This window comes from Calyptranema fuscum S582, assembly GCF_055793305.1.
Genome location: NZ_JBSLYH010000004.1, coordinates 199,724 through 220,024 on the forward strand (window position 1 = coordinate 199,724; position 20,301 = coordinate 220,024).

Genomic DNA, 20,301 nt, shown 5'->3' on the forward strand with positions numbered 1-20,301 from the left:
CAGTCAGGGGTTCCACCCCTGCACCCCGTTCAACCAGCCTCTCGGCTGCTATATTACTCAGGAATGATCTCTGACACCACTCTGCCGCCGCTAACGACCACCGTCTGGTCATCCAGCCGTCCAAAGGCACGCGGACCACGCACATGCAAAAATGGCTGCACTTGCCGATAATCAACATTGCCCTCGGCTTGTACTTGCTGCGTCGGAATATTCCACGTCAGGCGATCGGAATTGAGCTGCGATTGGTTGCGTTGCGAAACAGCACGAACATTTTGGGTAAAGGTGGCAATCCGGCGCTTTAAATCCATGCGTGCCTGATTGGAGTTAATCACGACCTGCTGTTGTTGCTGATTGACCGTCACAGGTTGATTAGCCACTAAAACATCTTGCTCTAAATTCCAGATTAAGGAATTGCCTCTAATTTGCAGCGGGGGATCGCTCATGGCAATTTGAGCATCTTGCCGCAGAGTAGCAACTTTGGTTTTGAGATTGACATCTGCCCGGTTTGCGACTGCCGTATCGGTAATGCGGTTACCCCGAAGTCGCGCCACTTGCACCAGGCGATCGCTCAACACCTTTTCTTCATCGATAAACCAGGTAAGTTTTTCCCCTTGCAGCCTCATCGCCGGATTTTGAGAAATCATTACCACACGACCCGTAATTTCTGCGCGTCGCTCTTTACTGAACAGTTGCAACTGCCGACCCGACAGCCGCAGCTGTGGATGGGTACCCACGACATGATTGCGAACGGTCAAAACCCCCTCCGCTGGCACCCATTCCATTTCATCTCCGCGTAAGACTGCCTTGCTTTTTAGATCGGTTGCCACAACCTGACCCCGCAATACAATCCTTTCTCCGTCTTGCTGAATCTCTCCTTGCTGCGCCTGCACTTGAAGGATTGCTTTGCCATCTTCAAACAACTCCCCTTTCGGGTTAGTTACCTGGGCAATTTTTTGATCCTGGCTATAGACCACACGTTCAGCATGAACATTCCACAGCGTGGCACCGTTGTCACCGGCTTGTTTGAGGGTGAGGTTATTAAAAACTAAACTGCTTTCAATTTCTTGAGTAGGCTCGCTGTCATCCGTTGCACTGTCGGTAGTGCGCTCCCCACCCCGGCACCCCGACAAACTAACCAACAACGAAACCGTAGCTAGCAGTATGGCTAACGCTTTCGGTAAATAAATTCGTGAACCTCGGAGACTTTGCATGAACTTTTTCAGCGACCTTAGTTGGGATCGATGCTTCCGCATAGAGGTGGTCTATGTGCCACACTAGCATCTACGCAAAAACATTATCTTAATCTAGGGTTCGTCGGGATCATCCATCAAGCCAATGCCTGAAAGAGGTCGGTAGGTATAGTTTTGCCGAGGCATTTTCTGGATATCTTCTTTAATCGAATCCAGATCAATATATCGATCTGCCACATTGATCAAGCTGTCGCTCGTCATCGACCGCAGACTCACCACTTCTACCCGTGCGCCCCGATAGCTGACGGCATTCACAGCGTAAGCCAGATCTCCATCGCCACTGACCAGCACAGCAGTGTCATAGGACGACACCAGTGCCATCATATCCACAGCAATTTCAACATCTAAATTGGCTTTTTTAGAACCATCTGGCAGTTGCACCAGGTCTTTTGCAATCACCCGGTAGCCATTACGACGCATCCAGAGCAAAAAGCCCTGTTGCTTTTCGTTGGTGCGATCGACGCCCGTATAGAAAAAGGAACGCAACAGTCTAGACCCGCAGGTCAACCGGCACAGTAGTTTTGTATAGTCAATTTCGATGCCCAATTGCAGCGCTGCATAAAACAGATTGGAACCATCAATAAAAATCGCAACTCTACCTCGATTTTCTAAAACCTGTTCGGGGGTGAACATGTCTTCGTTGTCTACTTGATTAAACATAGTTTTATACCTCAACGTTGTTATGAAAGAGTCATCCAGGGTTTTTATGGAATCTTGTTTAGAGCTTTAGTTAGGTTGAATCGGGGCGAATCAGGTGAAAAAAATAGCCGTCGATTTGCAGTGACCGAGTTAAACGGGAGCGATCGGCTCTAATCGTTTGAAAATAGGCTGGGGATCACCCAAATATTGATTACCCGGTAGAGTTCCCCACTGCGAATGGGAAACGAACAATGCAACGTGATTTATTGTTGTTTCGTCATTAAAGTCAATATCAAACCCAAGCTGACGGTAGATAGCAGTGCTGATATCGGGAATGATGGGAGACAAAAGATACGCAGACAACCTGACAGATTCTAAAACTGAGTAGAGCACTTGTTCAACATCGGCTTGTTTGCCCTGTTTATACAGTGACCAGGGAGCTGTCTCATCGAGAAACTTATTGCTTGCCCGCACCAGTGACAGAATGGCGTCACACGCCTGACTAAAGGCAAGGGCATCATAGGCTTGGGTCACTTGCTGCCCTAACAGCGTTCCTTTGGATTTAAGAATGATATCAGGTGCAATCGTCTCGGCTGAGACGGGGGGAACACGGCGATCGCAGTATTTGATAGCCATGGGTATGGTGCGATTTAGAAGATTACCTAAATCATTTGCCAGATCTGCATTCAGAATATGAATGAAACGGGTTTCGTTAAAATCGCCATCTCGCCCAAACTCAATTTCTTTGAGGAAATAGTAACGAACCGCATCCGCCCCATACTGCTCGACTAAATCGACGGGATCAATTGTATTGCCTAGACTTTTTCCCATTTTCTGTCCGTCTTTGGTCAGAAAACCGTGCCCAAAGACGCGACCTGGCAGCGGTAGATCTGCCGACATCAGCATAGCAAGCCAATAGACCGCATGGAAACGCAGAATATCTTTGCCAATGAGATGCAATTGAATCGGCCACCAATGGGCTAGGGCATTTTCTAGGGTGGGTTCGACATCAGGATCTAAAAGAGCCGTAACATAACCCAGAAGAGCATCAAACCAAACATAGAGGGTATGGTTGGCATCGGTGGGGACAGCAAACCCCCAGTCTAAGTTAATCCGAGAGATCGAAAAGTCTTGTAGCCCTTGGCTAACAAAACTCAACACCTCATTGCGGCGACTTTCAGGTTGGATAAACGTTGGATTGTCTTGATAAAAGGTTTCTAAAGAATGTTGATAGTGGGACAGACGAAAAAAGTAATTTTGCTCGTCTCGCCATTCCACCTCTTTATTGGTATGGATAGAGCAGCGATGTCCCTCTAATAGCTCTCGTTCTTCTTTGAACTCTTCACAAGAGACGCAATACCAACCTTTTTGTTCCCCTAAGTAAATATCACCCTTTTGCCAAACCCGCTGAAAGAACTCTCGGACAATACTCTCATGGCGAGGAGACGTCGTACGACTAAAGCGATCGTAGCTAATATTGAGCTGTTTCCAGAGGGATTGAAACCCTGCTACAACCTGATCGCAGTGATCTTGAGGCGATCGCCCCAGATCGGCTGCTGCCCGTTGTATTTTTTGCCCGTGCTCATCGGTTCCGGTAATCAGGAGCACTGATTTACCCTGAAGCCTTTGAAATCGCGCGATCGCATCCGCAGCTATGGTCGTGTAAGCACTGCCCATATGGGGCAAGTCATTCACGTAATATAGAGGCGTTGTTAATGCAAATGAGTCTTTTCCCGTAGCAATACGATCCATGAGAATACTAATAATTAACCCCCACTACTTATCTATAGCTTGAAGACAAAAGGGGTTAATCCCTATCTCGTCCTAAAGTAAGCACAGCCTATCTGAACCGGACTAACCGATTGAGATGAGGCAGCGTCATACTATTTACAAAGCAATACTATGTTTAGCGTGTTTATGTGTTCTGCTTGGCTTGTTTGATTGGTTTGTTTGTTTGATTTGCTATAGAAGTATCCGGAAAATTTGAACGTAAATACTAACTATAGTAATCATTAACTCTCCCGAAAAGAGGCTGAAAATCTTAAATGATTATAATTACTGAGATACCTATTCATGAATCTAAAATCTATTAATCAAATCTTAATGTTTAGTCATTGAACCATAGATTTCTTTAAATCAGAACCTATGCAAAAGATGACAGTAAGACTTAATCAGCAAGCCCTGCGGGCTTCCCCGTTCAACTTTCCAGACCGATTCTCAGTGAGATATAGCCGTTCTAAATCCGTTCTAAATGAGTTTTAAGATGGGCGCGTTGGCAGAGGCACACCCCGGCGGGGTGTGCCTCTGCCAACCCATTTGGAATTGCGATATTAGATTATCTTTTCGCACCCACCAGAATTACTGTTCTATCGTTTGCTATCCAGATTTTTCCTGGTTCTAACTCAGGTTGGGTTGACTCCAACACAAAATCGATCAGAATCAGGATTTCTGCCGCTGTTTGCCTATAGTTGCCAAAAGGATTGGGCAAAGACCGCTGACTCTAACTTAAGTAGGAGAGCGATGGCTCCAGTGCCTTACTCTGGAAGCATGGTGAAACAGCACGGGTGATGTAAATTAATGTAAAAGACTATTTGGGTTTCAGAATGGGGGGTTTTAGTTTGCTCAAAACAAGATGTCATACGCGTTGGGAGCAACTGAGGGAGCAATTGAGAGGGAGACTATATCAGCGTCAGAGGTTATCTGTATGACTCTTGTCAACCCGCTACTGATTTCGCAACATCTCCTATCCTCTTTTGGAACGCGGGCATTTTTCCATCATCAAGACCGGATTCCCGATAGCAGTCGGGTATTGTTGATTAGCAATCATCGCAGCTTTTTAGATGCTCCCCTATTGATGGCAACGATTGATCAATCTGTACGATTTGCCTGCCATCACTATATGGCGAATGTGCCCTTACTACGGGAATTTGTCACCCGTCTGGGCTGTTTTCCGTTGGATGCGCCCAATCAGCGGCAACAACACTTTTTTCATCAAGCCGTTAGACTGTTGCAGAACCGTGAGATTGTTGGCATTTTCCCGGAAGGGGCACAGACCATGGTCAGTCTTACCTCGCCCAGCCAGGTAGGCGTGTTCCAGCGGGGGTTTGCGCATCTGGCATTGCGATCGCACGTTGAGGATCTCGCCATCTTACCCGTGGCGATCGCATCTCAGGAAGAAATTTCTCACTCCCTTTTTCCGGTCAAACTGCTCAGCTGGTTTGATGCCTCTGAGCCATTGTTTGACCAATCGGGCTGGCATCCGTTAGTGGTCTACCAGCGGGTAAATGTATTAGTGGGGCGTCCGATCTGGATTACCCAGGCGCACCGTCAGAGCTATCAGGGGAAACAAGCCAGAAGCATTATTACAGAACTGACAGAGCAGTGTCATAGTGAAATTTGTGACCTACTCCGCCAGGGTTTTTAAGATTGCAAACCACCATGCCTCCATCCTCTGCTAACGTTTATTTTCGGACGCCCAATAAAACTAGACATGAACTTCCCTTATTTGTGTTTCTCCCTGGAATGGATGGCACAGGCAGCCTGTTGCATAAACAAACGGAAGGATTAGAACGGTCCTTTGATGTACGCTGTTTGGCGATCGCACCCGATGATTTAACCGATTGGGACAACCTCACAGATCAGGTCACAGCCTTGATCAGAACGGAATTGGATGGCGACTTTCAACGCACCGTCTATCTATGTGGCGAATCGTTTGGCGGTTGTCTGGCATTGAAGCTGGTGTTGCGATCGCCAGATTTGTTTCATCGTCTGATTTTGATCAACCCGGCATCATCGTTTAACCGACGGCTATGGATGAGCTGGGGATCGTATTTAACTCAGGTGTTGCCTGAACCCATTTATCAGTTATCGTGCATTTCGTTGTTGCCCTTGTTAGCCGCGCTAGATCGCATTGAAGCCAATGACCGTCAAGCCCTGTTGACTGCCATGCAATCTGTCTCTTACCGCAGCTCGGTCTGGCGAATTGCCCTGTTGCGCGAGTTTGAGGTCAATGAGCGACAACTGCAACAGATCACCCAACCGACATTAGTGATTGCCAGTGAGTGCGATCGCCTATTGCCGTCGGTGTCTGAAGCCCGATATCTGGTCAGCAAATTACCCAACGCCCGCACCCACACGTTGCCGGTCAGTGGTCACGCCTGCCTGTTAGAAGGTGATATCAACTTGCATGAAATCTTACAGAGAGTCGCGTTTGTCGAACCTCTGGCACCGCGATCGCAGGTGTCTGAATTGATGGGCTGATCGGCTGAATCAACCTGCAATGTATTGAGAGGGGGCGACGGCTCTGCCGTCGCCCCCTCTCACATCTCCAAGTTCCTAAATCGGCAGGCAGACCCGAAAGATCGTCTGTCCGGGGATACTTTCGACTTCGATCTGCCCACTGTGACGGTCGATAATTTTTTTGCTGATATCCAGCCCTAAGCCACTGCCTTCTCCGGGCGGTTTTGTGGTGAAAAAGGGATCAAAAATTTTGGCTTGAATGTCCGCCGGGATGCCACATCCAGAGTCTGTAATTTGCACGATCGCCTGATCCTGTTGCAGAAATGTGGCGATCGCCAAGGTTCCCTGACCCTGCATGGCTTGAATAGAATTTTGGATGAGATTCGTCCAGACCTGGTTGAGTTCATCGGGATAACAGAGGATTTTAGGCAACGGTTGGTAGTCGCGGATGACGTCGATGCCTTGCTTGATCTGGTTATGGCATAGGGTCAACACAGTTTCCAAGCCGTCCGTCAGATCTGCCAATACCCGTTCGCCGCTGTGGTCATAGCGGGCATAACTCTTGAGCGCAAACACAACTTTAGAAGCCCGTTCGACCGCCGTCGAAATATTTTGGCTATTGCCTTTGAGTCGCGCCAGATTGTAAGCCACTTGTAATATCAAATCAGCATGGTCGTCTTGGAGTAATCCAATAAAAGGGTCAATTTCGTCGTGAATCCCCATATCAACCAGGGTATCGGCAATATTCCATGCCCCCTCAATCTGATGGGCTTGCAGGTGATCGCTGAGCGATCGCTTTAATTGTCGCCTTTCTCGCGAACTCGGCGTTTTTAACAGATCAATTTGCATCACCCGATCAACCAGGGTAAAAAATCGGATCTGTTCAGCCTCAGGCAGAATCTGAAACAGTTTGGGTAGCTGACCGAGTGATTCTTCTAGCGCTTTGATCGTATTGCCATTCGAGGCACGAATTGCCCCCAGTGGGGTGTTGATTTCGTGAGCAATGCCCGCAATTAAATGCCCCAACGCCGCCATTTTTTCAGACTGGATCAGTTCTGCCTGGGTTGCTTGCAGTTGTTGCAGAGCGGCTTCGAGTTCTTGATTGGCTTGTCGCAACGCTTCTTCAGCTTGTTTGCGTTCGGTAATGTCATTGGAAAGGGATAGCAAACATTCTTCCCCATGCAGACTAATAATTTCCAGCGATAGCAATGCCGTCCGGGTTTCGTTTTTCTTAGTGCGATATTCAAATTCATGGTTGCGCACCACCCCTTCGGTCGATAAGACATGGAAGACGCGATCGCGATCGTGTGGATCCATCCATAAGTCGAGTTCAATCGCCGTGCGCCCAATAATTTCTTCTTTTTTATAGCCTGTCACCTGACAAAAACTTTCGTTGACTTCGATGTGACGACCATCTTTGAGGCTGGTGATGGTGACCGCACTGGGGCTGGAGTTAAACGCTTTAGAAAATTTTTCTTCTGAAAGTCGCAGTGCCAACTCGGCTTGTTTGCGATCGCTGATATCGCGGATCATAAACAGCGCTTCTTTCTCACCACTCACGACCACCCGCACTTCTTCATACTGCAATTTGCCATGCACCCAGTTTTGTTGCTCATACAGCTGGCTTTTGCGAGTGCTGAGTGCCTGATTGAGGTGATACAAATGTCGCTGGACAACTTCTGCGGGCAAAAAATCCTGGATGTGCCTGCCAATGGGGTGGTAGTCCGGTGGCAGTAAATCGTTAAGCTCCTTGGTTTTGACGTAGCCTAAATAAAACCCATCGCTGTTCATGCGAAACATTAGATCGGGGATGGCTGTCAAAATGGCGCGGTTTTGCGCTTCGCTTTCCAATAGTGCGGCTTCTGCTTTGATCCGTTCGGCTTCGTTGTGCTTGCGATCGCTAATATTTTGCACAATCCCTTCGTAATACAGCAGGTTGCCATTGGCATCACAAATTTTCCAGGCAGTTTCGGCAATCCAAATCGTGCTACCGTCTTGGCGGTAAATTTGCGATTCAAAGTTTGAAACTTTGCCCACTTGCGCCATTGAGGCGGCAAATTCGGCGCGGCGGTTAGCGTCTACATAGAGGCGATTGTAGAAATTGGGTTGGGATAGGAGTAACTCTTCTAACGAGTGATAGCCATACATGTGCACCAGAGCAGGGTTGGCATCTAAATATTTGCCATCCATGTCGGTTTGAAAAATGCCATCGACGGCATTTTCGAAGATACTGCGATAGCGCTCTTCAAAGGGATAGGAGAGAGGTTGAGGTGGGCGATCGCGGATGTCTGAGGACTCATTCATAGGCTAAGCATTCCAGCCCAAGGCTTGGCTAATTTGCGCGGCGAGTTTGAGCGGGCGAAACGGTTTAGCAAAAACAGCTGCCACCGCCAGTTCTGAGAAACTATTTCGCTCTGCCGATTGAGCTTTGGCAGTAACAAAAATCACGGGAATTGCCTGGGTGACAGGGTTGTTTTTTAAGTGCTGTAAGGTCGTTCGCCCATCCATATCTGGCATCATCATATCCAGCAAAATCGCATCTGGTCGATGATGGGCTGCCATCGTCAAGCCTTCGTGACCCGAACATGCCGTTAAAACCGTCCAACCTGCGCCCATTTCTAGACCCAATTGGGCGATCGCCCGCACATCCTCTTCATCATCCACAATTAAAATTGATTTATTCATGAGCGTTTCAACCATCAAGCAGTCTTTTCATCCCAACATGTGCGATGCACAATAGAACGTTTCCAACATCCCCTAACAGGGTAACGTTCAATCGGGAAGAACTCGGATAGATCCGCCATCTTGCTGATGGGGAATAGGTGTTGATCAGGGATGGGGATTCATGGAAGGGGTTGACGAGGGTAGGGATGAATAAATATAGGGCAACTGAACGGTAACAGTTGTTCCGTGATTTACAGTACTGCTGACCTGGATTTGTCCTTGGAGCGCATCAACACAGCGTTTGACGATAGACAAACCCAGCCCCGTTCCTGGCAGTCCAACGGCATTGCTGGCTCGATAAAAACTTTCAAACAGACGATGTTGTTCAGACTCAGGAATACCAATGCCTGCATCTTGAACCTGAAACAGAAAAACGTCATCCTGACGGATTAAATCGACCTGAATTGTTCCGCCCTGGGGCGAATATTTGATTGCATTGGATAGCAAATTGCTACAAATAGAGCGGATCAAATTGATATCAGTGACCGCATGATTAAGTTCACCATGACAGGTCAAAATAATGCGATGGCTATCGACAATGCCCTGACGAATATCTTCAACTAAATCCTGACAAAATATAGCTAAGTCTAATAAAGCAGGTTCGCATTTCAACTCACTCGCCTGAACTCGGCTGAGGTTCAGCACATCGTCAATTAAATAAATCAGTTGATCGTTGGCAAATTCAATCCGCTCAAACCATCGTTTACACTTTTCATCGATCGAGTTTTCTAAACTTTTTTGCAAAAGTTCTGAAGCCGTGCGGATGATGGTTAATGGATTGCGAAATTCATGGGAAACCATCTCAACAAAACTGGATTTGAGACCATTTAATTCTTGTTCGCGTTCTAATGCCTGACGAAAGCGTTCTTCACTTTGTTTGCGTTGAATTAATAGTTGTTGCCGCTCGATCGCAAACCGAAAAATTTGGATCAAACGTTGTAACGTCACTTGATCTTTAACAATGTAATCTTGGGCACCTTCAACCACCGCTTGTAGCGCTAATTCTTCATCATCTAGCCCCGTTAAGACGACCACTGAGACATCAGGAATGGCTGCCCGAAATTGTTTTAATGTTTCGATGCCGCGTGAGTCGGGTAACCCCAAATCGAGTAAAACCAGGTCAAAGGGGCGATCGCTTTCATAGGCTTGATACGTGGCGATCGCCTCTTCCAGGGTTTCAGCAGTCACAATCTGCCATTCTTGCGTAGCCAGACGGGTAAACCCTTGGCTCAAAAGCCTGGCATCAGCAAGATTATCTTCTACCAATAAAACTTGAATTGATTGATTCTGCATAACCCGTTCAGTCAGAAAATGTCCGATTTCATCTCACCAGCCCCAGTTGTTTAATAAACCTCTGGCAAATTAAGTGGTTGGGGTTCGTTGGGTGGAGGCAAAGCCCCCGCCCAACGAACTTGAAAGAGATCGAATAGGCAGGATCGCGTGCCGTACCCATCACCTTCAGGTTGGAGAAGAAAGCAGCTTGATTAAGGTGTAATGTCCTGCGTAGAGGCGCGGCATACCCTACAAGAAGCAGGTCTGCCGAATGTTGCGCCATATAAGCCCCATAAGTAGAGGGCTGAATGCGCCAATAAGCCCTAGAAGTAGAGGGCTGAAGGTGCCAATGCGAGATATGAGACCCCCCGTAGAGGAGATACGACCGCTACACTCCTGTACTTTATCAATCTGTATGTCGTTATAGGGGTATAGATCATTGGCATTGACGACGACGACCCCTGAAAATTACCCACCTATGGGAAACATACCCCCCAGGTTCATGGCAACTTAACCACCGCCAACCAAAAATCATGAATTAAATGAATCACCTGGATAAACTGTTGAATATCCACAGGCTTCGTGATGTAACAATTGGCATTGAGTTGATAGGAACGTAGGATATCGGCTTCATCGGCAGATGTGGTCAAAACCACCACCGGGATCAGTCGCAGATGGGGATCTGTTTTAATCGCCTCTAATACTTCTCGCCCATCCATTCCGGGCAAATTGAGGTCTAGGAGAACCAAGTCGGGGCGGGGTCTATCGGCATACCCACCGACTTGGTGTAAACACTCCATCGCCGTTTCGCCATCCTCGACCCAATGAATCCGATTGATAATTTTACTGTCTTGCAAATTTCGAATGGTCAGCTTCGCATCACTGGGAGAGTCTTCTACTAATAGAATTTCAATAGGACGCATGGTTGGGCGATCGCTCCAAATTTATAGTGAATGGGATGGAAACGTAAAGTAAAAGGTGGTACCCACGCCCTGCTGTGATTCTGCCCAAATATTACCCCCATGACGTTCAACAATTTTTTTACAAATAGCCAGCCCTATCCCGGTTCCGGGGAATTTGCGCTGACTATGCAAGCGTCGAAAAATATCAAAAATGCGTCCTAAATACTGAGATTTGATCCCAATTCCATTATCCTGCACCGAAAATAGCCAACAGTCTGACGGTAGAGAATCGGAGTGAGGCTGAGCCGGAGTTGCGGCTTCAGATTGGCAAACCGCACTGATGTGAATCTGGGGTGTCTCTTCACACCGAAATTTGATGGCATTGCCAATTAGATTTTGAAACAGTTGCAGCAGTTGGGTGCGGTCAGCCATTAACGTCGGCAGAGGATCCATCGTGATCACAGCCTGACTTTCTGCGATCGCCGTGTGGAGATTATCTAAAACATCGGACAGCAGAGTATTAAAGTCAATCGGAGTTAACACCAGCGGACGACTGCCCACGCGTGAATAGGACAGCAAATCCTGAATCAGCGATCGCATCCGTTGCGCCCCATCAATGATGAACCCCATATATTCCTGCGCCCGTGCGTCTGACAGCACCGCACCATAATCCTGGCTGAGCAGTTGGGTATAGCCGCTGATCGCCCGCAGCGGTTCTTGCAAATCGTGAGAAGCAATATAGGCAAACTGCTCTAACTCTCGGTTAGACCGTTGCAGTTCTTCATTCAGCTGTTCGAGTTGGGCTTCGGCTTGTTTGCGTTCGGTAATATCCAACACGGTGCCAATGATCTGAATGATGTCACCAGCGGCATCGTAGACCATCTCGCCACGTGCCGTGACATAAATCCAGGAGCCATTGGGTCGGTAAATGCGGTACTCAACATCGTAAGACTGACCCGTGGCGATCGCCAGCTTGACCGTTTGATCAAAGCGTTCCCAATCTTCGGCATGGATGTAGTGCTGCAACTCATCATACGTGGGGGTACCGAGTGCCGGATCACGTCCAAAAATACGAAACACTTCATCTGACCAAATCACCTGCCCGGTTAGCAGGTCAAATTCCCAACTGCCCAGTTTGCCAATGCGCTGAGCTGTTTTGAGATGCAGATCCCGTTTCTGCAACAGTTGTTCAGATTGCTTGCGATCCGTAATGTTAATGTGACAGCCAATCATTCGCAACGGCTGCCCCGCTTCATCCCATTCGATCACCTGCCCCGAACAAATCACCCAAACGGTCGAACCATCTTTATGGTGATATCGCACCTCGTTATAGTATGGAATCTCACCGTAGCTCTTGGCGTGACGCTCAAAACAATCGAGGACTCCCGGTAAATCTTCCGCAAAAATCAAGCTTTGCCAGCTTTCTGGCAGGTTAGGCAGTTCGCTATCTTCATAGCCAAACATCCGCTTGAAGCCAGGACTCAAGTATTCCCAGTTGCTAGAAATATCCCAATCCCAATAGCCTGCCAAAACGATATCTAAAATATGTTCTAGTAGTTTGAGTTCGTTGCGAACTTGCTCGGTTTGCAACCGCTCGGCTTCCGCTTGCTTGCGATCGCTAATTTCAAAAATCACACCCATCATGCGAACGGGCTGGTCTTGGGCAAAGGTGGCTCGCCCCAACCCCAAAACCCAATGGAGGCTGCCATCAGGATGGATAATGCGATATTCGTAACGAAAGTCTTCCTTCCGAGTAATAGCAGTTTGAATAGCAACTTCCACAAACGGGAGATCATCGGGATGAACCCGATCTGACCAGTCTTGATAGGTACGGCTGGGGGTGCCAGGAGCGTAGCCAAACAAGATCTCATGCTCTGGTGTCCAAATGATTTCGCCGGTGAGCATATTCCAATCCCACACGCCCATTTGAGTCGCATCCAGGGCAAGGGATAAGCGCTCAGATGATTGGCGTAACGCGTCCTCGATCTGTTTGCGATCGCTGATATCGATATGAGTGCCCAGCATCCGCAAGGGATTGCCTGCCTCATCCCAGGCAATAATTTTGCCGAGTGACAGAATCCATTTCCACTCTCCGGTGCGAGTGCGCTGGCGAAACTCTACCGCGTAATCTGAGATTTCACCGCTAACATAGGCGCGATAGATATTGGCAACTGATGCATGATCATCCGGGTGGAGGCGATCGATCCAGTTGGCATTCGTCTCCTGAAAGTCGGCGGGGTCATAGCCCAACATCAGCGCATATTCATCGTTGACAATGGCTTCACCCGTTTGAATATTAAGGTCATACAGCCCCTGGTGGGTTGCTTTTAAGGCAAGGCGCAGGCGTTCTTCGCTGTCTTTGAAATCTAACTCTGCCTGCTGCCGTCGCAACACATTCGTGAGAATATTGGCAAAGATTCTGAGTAGCCGTAGCCCGTTGTCTGACCAGGTTTGAGGACAGCGATAGGACGCAAAACCCACCAGCCCAAACGTATTGCCCTGATCTCTCAGCGGAATCACCAGAGAGGCTTTGATACCAAACTGATGAAAGCTGTGCTGATCGATTACAGCGGCGGGCGGCAGGTCATCTACATCAGGAATACAGACACTTTCTCCCTGACGCAGCAGTGTCGTTGCCCAGGGAAACAGGTCTACGGGCACGTTTTGCAGCGTTTGGAGTTGGGGCGATAGTCCCTCTGCCACCCATTCGTGGGTCATGCTATGAAAGAGTGGATTGTCTGAATAGCGAAAGATGTAGCTAGTATCCACCTGCATAAATTCGCCAATCTTTTGAAGCGCCTGATTAATGCCCTCTGTGACGTCATGGGGAGAGAGTTGAATAAAGTGGCTGGATAGATTGGCGACGAGTCGATCAAATTCCACCTGCAATTGCATCGCTTGCTCGGTCATCTGACGCTCGGTGACATCCTGCACCGTGCCGATTGAGCGGCTGGGTTGCCCCATGTCGTCATAAAAGGTCTGACACTGTTCCTCGACATATTTAATTCGACCGTCGCTCATCAACAGCCGATGGATCATCTTGTAGGGCGTGCGATTGACTAAGGAATCGCTATAGGCTTGATGGACGGCGGCTCGGTCGTCAGGATGAACGGTGTCTAAAAAGGCTTCATAGGTTGCCCCAAACTCTTGGGGAACAATTTCAAAGATGTGATAGATTTCAGCCGACCACAGCGTTGTGTTGGTGCGCAAATCTAGCTCCCAACTGCCAATCTGGGCGATCCGTTGGGCTTCTTTGAGCCGCTCTTCGCTGGCTTTTTGTGCCTGTTCTGCCTGTTTTCGTTCGGTGATATCGGTCAGCGTGCCGACATACCCTGTAATCTGTCCACTCGCATCCAATTCAGCGATCGCCTGCCCAAACACCCATGAAACAGAACCATCAGGTCGCTGAAAGCGATATTCCATTTGAAAGGGACTGTTTTCTTGAGCGGCGCGATACCACTCTGTTGTAACGCGATCGCGATCGTCAGGATGTAGCCCCTTCACCCAACCCGCCCCCACAGTATCGGTAAGGGATAACCCCGAAATTTGCATCCAGCGATCGTTGACATAAAAGCAATTACCCGCCGCATCCGTGCGAAAAATGCCGACCGGAGCCGCTTTTGCCAGGGACGCATAACGTTGTTCGCTCTCATAGGCAGCGATTTCTGCTAACTTGCGATCGGTAATGTCATATTGAATGCCATCCCAGACAATATCTCCATCATTTCGCACCCTGGGCGACGACTCAATATGCATCCAGCGCACCTGATTGCCGATGACCATTCGCCCCTCCCAGGTAAACCGGGTGAGGTGATCTCTGGCGTGTTGATTGAGCTGAATAAATTCGTCGAGTTCATCCGGATGAATCACCGTAAAGGCTAACGCAGGATTTTGCATCACCGCTGCCGGATCTAGCTGGTTCATCTCACCCCAGCGCGGGCTGATGTACTCAAATTTCACGGCTCCGTCAGCGCTCATGCAAAACTTGTAGACCCCCATGGGGATGTAAGTCACCAGGTTGTTATATTGCTCGTAGCTATGCCGCAGGGCAGCTTCAGTGCGTTGGCGATCGCGTTCCGTTCTTAATGCCCCAATGCCATAGCTGAGGTCATCGGCTAACTCGATCAGCAATTGAACTTCTTCGTTGTGAAACACACCGACATCAACCGCATAGATATTAAAAACCCCCAACATCTCGCCATGATTGATTAATGGCAAGGCGATCGAGGCACGATATCCGTGTTGTAGCGCCAGGGCACGCCACGGCAAATAGTCGGGTTCAGTTTGCAGATCGTGCACAATACAGGGTTTGCCTGAGCGAATGGCTTTGCCCGTGGGACCCCGCCCCCACTCGCTATCTGCCCATGTGATGTAGAGCGTATTCAGATAGTCGGCTCCCTGTCCCGCATAGGCAATGGGTTGCACCGTTTTGCCGTCGTCCTGTTGCACCTCACCGATCCATGCCAATCGATAACCCCCGATCTCGATCATCAGCTGGCACAGGGTTTGCAGTAAGGGTATCTCCTCCTTCGCCCGGCTTAAGGCGCGATTGCACGCACTCAGCAGCTGGAGCGATCGCTCTAAGCGTTTGACTGAAGGATCTGACTCATCCGACGTTGGGGGATCTGGCGGCATGGTTTATACAGAATTGCGATCGTCATCTTCAATTTTGCACTTAGGAATAGGAATTAAATAACGTCGATGATTTGTTGTAGGGGTGAACGGCCGTTCGCCCCTACAAACGATTCAATCGTCGATCTGATTTAATCCACGATCTTTAGAGAGGTAGCATGACATAAAACGTACTCCCTTCCCCTAAAACGCTGTCTGCCCAAATCTTGCCCCCGTGCTGTTGCACAATATTGCGACAGATCGAAAGCCCCAGCCCCGACCCACCCTTTTGCCGAGAATCGGAGGCATCGACCTGCTGAAACCGTTCGAAGATGAACTGCAACTTATCCGCAGGAATACCCCGCCCCTGGTCTTTGACCGTAATCAACAGAACCGTAGAAGCGGGGAGAGATGCCGGATCGGCAGCGGGTGAAGGCACAGGTGATTGACGATTTTCTGGCTCGACTGCCTCAGCCATTAAGCGCGCGCTCATCCACACCCGACTGCCTGCCTTTGAGAACTTGATTGCATTGCTCAATAGATTGGTCAGGACTTGCAAAATGCGATCGGGATCTGCCACCACCTCCAGATCACTGGGCTCTGTAATCAGTTGAATCTGGGCATGATCTGCCATTGCCTGCATGGCTTCGGTCGATTGTGTCAATAAGTTATCGACCTGACAGTTGACCTTTTGCATGAAGATCTTGCCTGACTTCATGCGCTCTAAATCGAGAATATTATTGACCAAGCGAATCAAACGTTCGGTGTTATTAATCGCGATACTGAGGACGCCTTCACCCCGATCGGTCAACGTTCCTAACTGCCCAGAATGAAGTAAATCGAGGGCACCCATTAGCGATGTCAAAGGAGTACGCAATTCGTGACTCACCAGGGAGATGAACTCGTTTTCTAAGCGTTTTCGTTCAGTAATATCGTTGACGATATTAAGCGTACAGGCGACGCCATCCAATTCGATCCATTCAATTGAGAGTAAAACGATCTTAAGTTCACCCGCTTTTGTGCGAAATTCACACTCCTGATTGTGTAACACTCCTTTTTCTAACAGGATCTGGACAGCACTTTCATAAACATCCTGAGTCACTCCTAATTGCAGCTCGGCAGCCGGATAGCCAATAATTTCGTCCAGCGGATACCCACTCATGCGCAAAAAAGCAGGGTTGACATCCAAAAACCGTCCGTCCGATAAGGTGGCGATCGCAATAGGGTTTGGGCTAGAGCGAAAGGCTTTGGTAAACTTTTCTTCTGCCTGTTTTCGTTCTTGAATTTCTTGTTGCAGTTGGGTATTTTGGCGTTGCAATTGGGTTTGCAAGCGACGAATTGTCAGATGGGTTTCCACCCGTGCTAAGACTTCTTCGACCTGAAATGGCTTGGTAATGTAATCCACTCCGCCCACTGAAAAGCCTTTGATCTTATCCAGCACATCACCCAGCGCACTGATAAAGATCACAGGAATGTCGCAGCTCTGCGGATTTGCCTTGAGGCGTTGGCAAATTTCGTAGCCATTCATTTCTGGTAAATTAATGTCTAACAAGATCAAATCGGGCGGTTCAGCCTGCACCCCCATCAATGCCATCTTGCCATTGATGACGCTGCGGACTTCGTATCCTTGTTCGCTCAGCATCGCGGACAGAAGACGTAAATTATCGGGCGTATCATCGACAATGAGAACGTTGCCTTTGAAGTCAGTCATCGGGTCAAACTTAACGATACACGGATTGAATCGGTTGGGTAAGCATCGAGCAAAGCTCGACGCTTACCCAACTCCTTAATGTTCACTACTTTTCATCTGCCGCACTGCCATCAAATACTGATTTAAGAAGGGTAAACCGCCGATCGCAGGTAAGACATAACGAGCGGTACACAATACCCCCAACGCGGCGGCTGTGGGTGCATCAAAGTAGGGTTGATAAAACCAGATCAGGGCAGCATCACGGGTGCCAACACCGGCGAACGTGAGCGGCAACAATCCAGCGAGAATTGCCAGGGGTGATAGGGCAAGGTTCGCAAGAAACGGTGTCCAGGCTTTGAGCGCCAGGATGAAAAACCAGATTTGTAGCAGATGCAGAAACCAGATAAACACAGAGAGGGACGTGATCCCCAGAAGTTGCCGTTGATCTGCCCAGAAATAAGCGTGCATGTCATTCCAGGAGACTTGCAATTGCTTAAGTTTAAGCTTGAACTTGGCAGGGGCGATCGCCCCTGCGGCGATAAAAAACACCTGGGCAAATTTCTTAGACCCCAGCAGCAGTAAGCCCAGCAGCAACCCCGACCCGACACAAACGGTCATCAGCCAAAACAAGCCATCTTTTTGCGGATAGACCAACAAGCCAAACACGCACCACAGCAGCAGCGACAACATATCACAGGACTTTTCAAACACCACCAGTGATAGGGATAAGGCACCGTTGAGATGACCCTTTTCGCGCATAAAATACGCCTTGGCAATGTCGCCCATTTTAGACGGCAATACCATATTCAGCACACTGGCAGCGAGAATCAGCCGATTGGCTTCAGCAAAGCCCAACCCCTTGCCGCCGGGCATCAACTGCTGCAAGCGCCATGAGGTCAGTAAGGTCAGCGGCACTACCATCCCCAAACTGACCATCATCCACACCAGATCACAATTGCGAAAGACCTGCACTAATCCCTGAACGTCGATCTTCCAGTAGATCACAACCAGAATGGTGAGGCTAATCCCTATAGAAATCAATCGTTTCATCATCTGCCTGTTTGATGTGCCTGTTTATAGCTGACGCTGAAGTTTTAAGGGCTGATTAGGGGCAAGCGTGTGAACGTGATCCGTTAAATCCAGCCAGGGTTGCAGTTGTCCGGGTTGAAACGTGCGGCTCATGACGACATAGATAGAAGTCTGGTCACACCCAATGCCTGCGCCAACCACCCCAGCCCACGACGGCGATCGCAGTTCATCGGTCACCTGCCAGCGATCGCCCGTCCAGCGTAACTGTCGTTCGAAGCTAAAGGGAGTCGGCTTTTTGCCCGTAATCAACAGTTTTTGTAACAGCTTACGGATCAGATTAGGGAAAAAGCGCCCCACGGTGAACATGACCACTCGCAAAATCATCAAATTCAACGGTGTCATCTGCTTTTGCTTTGCCCAGCCCAGTTGCCCGCGAATCGTGATCTCATCCGCACTGACATATACCGGATAGGTGCCCACCAGATGCCCCACCGCATTTTTTAGCTTACCTGCGGCATTAACTTGTAGCGAAAACTGCGTATCCGACGCAATTAACTGTCCCTGTCGAAATAGCTTGAACACACCGCCCTTGTTGAGAGCCAGATACAGCACCGTGTCGTGCCGCCGATCGATCACCATGCCAGCCTGTTGCAAATACACCTGCCCTTGCGGTTGCGGCGTCAGAGGTGGGCGATCGCAGACAAAATCACGCCAGGTTAGCAGATAGTTCCAGGTGTGGTGTCCAATGATGTGATCATCGGCGTAGCAAGGAGCCAGCCCATTGGCTAACCCTATGAGAAAGCGATCGCTCATATTCAAAGCTTGCGGCATCCATTTTCCTACCAACTCAAACCCATGGGGAAAAAAGTTGTAGGTATTGCGACTGGTATATTCGCCGCCATAAGACCCATCAGGATGAATAAACAACGCTGCCAGATCAACAGCTTTAACGATCGCCGCCCGTAAGCGTTCTTCCGGTCGCATTTCATAGATCTGCGCCAAACAATCGATCGTCAGCGTATGGTAGCCCGGATCGCAGCCCTCATATTCTTGAAACCAGCCTTCTGCATCTTGCCAGGCCAATACCCGCTCTAGCCGTTGGGCGATCGCGTCCTGCCACTTCGACACACCCAATAGCCGCGACACCCGTTCTAAACACAGCGCAATTAACGCTTGATGATTGGTCAACCGTCCGCTTTCGTGATGATGTGCCAACCAGTCTGCCCGCTTTTCAAAAAATGCCAGGGCGCGATCGCTCTGTAACCCCAATAGGCGATAGCTTTCAACACAGGCAAGCAGTGAGAACGCTGCCGCTCCCCCTGCCCGTTCAAACGGAAAATAATCATCACAAGAGCCATCGGCATGGGCACTCCGCGCCGCATAAAGAATCCCTGCCTCCACCCAATCGCGGATCACGGGTTGCTGATAGTAAGGATTGTCTGCGATCGCCGTGTCATACGCTAACGCCAGCGGATAGACAAACTCCTGCGCCATGCCACTGGGAAAATCGATGATTTTGTAATGCCAAAAATTGCGATCGAAACAGCCATAGGTAGGGCTATGGGGATTGCGATCGAGCAACGTCAGCAGTTTAGGAATTTGAGCCAGAGCTTCGCGGGCAAACAGATCTCGGGTCATACACACAGCAACAGGACAGCAGGGGAGAGAATTTTGAGTGGGTAGTGAACTGAGATTATCTCATACCCCAAAACTAGAATTGTGAGCTTCCCTATTTAGCGGCGAGCAAATTTCTAGTCAAAAAATTCTCCGCTGGTTCCGACCCCGCTTACCCAGCCTACGTCCTGAACGAAATCGAAGGGCAACCCAACGAGTCAAGACGCAGCCCATCCTGTTCGGGGCATTCAATGGTGTAGACCTAAAAATATACAGAAGAATTCTGCCTATCCAGCCCAAATTAACTATTACGCGGAAATCTTCTGTCAAT

The 20,301-nt window shown here is 49.0% G+C and carries 13 protein-coding genes; 2 read left to right on the forward strand and 11 right to left on the reverse strand.

The window, feature by feature from the left end; translation table 11 throughout:
* Positions 1 to 53 precede the first annotated feature (53 nt).
* The 3 genes from lptC to metG all read right to left on the reverse strand — a co-directional run bounded on the left by lptC (position 54) and on the right by metG (position 3,641).
* A complete protein-coding gene (gene lptC, locus ACR6Z4_RS04970) occupies positions 54 to 1,211 on the reverse strand; it encodes an LPS export ABC transporter periplasmic protein LptC (protein ID WP_479716117.1) in 1,158 nt (385 codons plus the stop codon).
* A gap of 93 nt (positions 1,212 to 1,304) precedes the next feature.
* Positions 1,305 to 1,910: a LabA-like NYN domain-containing protein gene (locus tag ACR6Z4_RS04975; protein ID WP_479716118.1), complete on the reverse strand. Its 606-nt coding sequence runs from the start codon at positions 1,908 to 1,910 to the stop codon at positions 1,305 to 1,307.
* A 129-nt stretch (positions 1,911 to 2,039) separates the two neighbouring features.
* Positions 2,040 to 3,641, reverse strand: coding sequence for a methionine--tRNA ligase (gene metG / locus ACR6Z4_RS04980; RefSeq protein WP_479716119.1), 1,602 nt, complete (start codon positions 3,639 to 3,641; stop codon positions 2,040 to 2,042).
* Positions 3,642 to 4,593: 952 nt separating this feature from the next.
* Between metG and ACR6Z4_RS04985 the strand changes: the two genes are divergently transcribed.
* Positions 4,594 to 5,313, forward strand: coding sequence for a lysophospholipid acyltransferase family protein (locus ACR6Z4_RS04985; protein WP_479716120.1), 720 nt, complete (start codon positions 4,594 to 4,596; stop codon positions 5,311 to 5,313).
* 14 nt (positions 5,314 to 5,327) lie between these two features.
* A complete protein-coding gene (locus ACR6Z4_RS04990) occupies positions 5,328 to 6,149 on the forward strand; it encodes an alpha/beta fold hydrolase (protein WP_479716121.1) in 822 nt (273 codons plus the stop codon).
* Between the two features lie 75 nt (positions 6,150 to 6,224).
* Here ACR6Z4_RS04990 and ACR6Z4_RS04995 read toward each other — a convergent pair whose 3' ends face one another.
* From ACR6Z4_RS04995 to ACR6Z4_RS05030, 8 genes are all read right to left on the reverse strand, one after another.
* Positions 6,225 to 8,432 (reverse strand): PAS domain S-box protein, encoded by a 2,208-nt coding sequence (locus tag ACR6Z4_RS04995; RefSeq protein ID WP_479716122.1) that lies wholly within the window; start codon positions 8,430 to 8,432, stop codon positions 6,225 to 6,227.
* A 3-nt stretch (positions 8,433 to 8,435) separates the two neighbouring features.
* On the reverse strand, positions 8,436 to 8,813 hold the full coding sequence (locus ACR6Z4_RS05000) for a response regulator (RefSeq protein WP_479716123.1): 378 nt from the start codon (positions 8,811 to 8,813) through the stop codon (positions 8,436 to 8,438).
* Positions 8,814 to 8,957: 144 nt separating this feature from the next.
* Positions 8,958 to 10,145 (reverse strand): sensor histidine kinase, encoded by a 1,188-nt coding sequence (locus tag ACR6Z4_RS05005; RefSeq protein WP_479716124.1) that lies wholly within the window; start codon positions 10,143 to 10,145, stop codon positions 8,958 to 8,960.
* Positions 10,146 to 10,624: 479 nt separating this feature from the next.
* Positions 10,625 to 11,047 carry a response regulator gene (locus ACR6Z4_RS05010; RefSeq protein WP_479716125.1) on the reverse strand — a complete coding sequence of 141 codons (423 nt, stop codon included), beginning with the start codon at positions 11,045 to 11,047 and terminating at the stop codon, positions 10,625 to 10,627.
* Positions 11,048 to 11,068: 21 nt separating this feature from the next.
* Entirely contained in the window at positions 11,069 to 15,661 is a 4,593-nt protein-coding gene (locus tag ACR6Z4_RS05015; RefSeq protein WP_479716126.1) for a PAS domain-containing protein, read from the reverse strand.
* Between the two features lie 142 nt (positions 15,662 to 15,803).
* Entirely contained in the window at positions 15,804 to 17,348 is a 1,545-nt protein-coding gene (locus tag ACR6Z4_RS05020) for an ATP-binding response regulator (protein ID WP_479716127.1), read from the reverse strand.
* Between the two features lie 75 nt (positions 17,349 to 17,423).
* Positions 17,424 to 18,377 (reverse strand): lysylphosphatidylglycerol synthase transmembrane domain-containing protein, encoded by a 954-nt coding sequence (locus tag ACR6Z4_RS05025; protein WP_479716137.1) that lies wholly within the window; start codon positions 18,375 to 18,377, stop codon positions 17,424 to 17,426.
* Between the two features lie 24 nt (positions 18,378 to 18,401).
* The gene (locus tag ACR6Z4_RS05030; RefSeq protein WP_479716128.1) at positions 18,402 to 19,994 is read right to left on the reverse strand and encodes a hypothetical protein; all 1,593 of its coding nucleotides are present in this window, start codon (positions 19,992 to 19,994) and stop codon (positions 18,402 to 18,404) included.
* Positions 19,995 to 20,301 lie beyond the last annotated feature (307 nt).

Bases quoted from the DNA above. Each gene is read 5' to 3' on its own strand.
- ACR6Z4_RS05015 (WP_479716126.1), bottom strand. From the start codon at position 15,661: ATGCCGCCAGATCCCCCAACGTCGGATGAGTCAGATCCTTCAGTCAAA.
- ACR6Z4_RS05030 (WP_479716128.1), bottom strand. From the start codon at position 19,994: ATGACCCGAGATCTGTTTGCCCGCGAAGCTCTGGCTCAAATTCCTAAA.
- ACR6Z4_RS04975 (WP_479716118.1), bottom strand. From the start codon at position 1,910: ATGTTTAATCAAGTAGACAACGAAGACATGTTCACCCCCGAACAGGTT.
- ACR6Z4_RS05020 (WP_479716127.1), bottom strand. From the start codon at position 17,348: ATGACTGACTTCAAAGGCAACGTTCTCATTGTCGATGATACGCCCGAT.
- ACR6Z4_RS05005 (WP_479716124.1), bottom strand. From the start codon at position 10,145: ATGCAGAATCAATCAATTCAAGTTTTATTGGTAGAAGATAATCTTGCT.
- lptC (WP_479716117.1), bottom strand. From the start codon at position 1,211: ATGCAAAGTCTCCGAGGTTCACGAATTTATTTACCGAAAGCGTTAGCC.
- ACR6Z4_RS04995 (WP_479716122.1), bottom strand. From the start codon at position 8,432: ATGAATGAGTCCTCAGACATCCGCGATCGCCCACCTCAACCTCTCTCC.
- ACR6Z4_RS05000 (WP_479716123.1), bottom strand. From the start codon at position 8,813: ATGAATAAATCAATTTTAATTGTGGATGATGAAGAGGATGTGCGGGCG.
- ACR6Z4_RS05025 (WP_479716137.1), bottom strand. From the start codon at position 18,377: ATGAAACGATTGATTTCTATAGGGATTAGCCTCACCATTCTGGTTGTG.
- ACR6Z4_RS04985 (WP_479716120.1), top strand. From the start codon at position 4,594: ATGACTCTTGTCAACCCGCTACTGATTTCGCAACATCTCCTATCCTCT.
- ACR6Z4_RS04990 (WP_479716121.1), top strand. From the start codon at position 5,328: ATGCCTCCATCCTCTGCTAACGTTTATTTTCGGACGCCCAATAAAACT.
- metG (WP_479716119.1), bottom strand. From the start codon at position 3,641: ATGGATCGTATTGCTACGGGAAAAGACTCATTTGCATTAACAACGCCT.
- ACR6Z4_RS05010 (WP_479716125.1), bottom strand. From the start codon at position 11,047: ATGCGTCCTATTGAAATTCTATTAGTAGAAGACTCTCCCAGTGATGCG.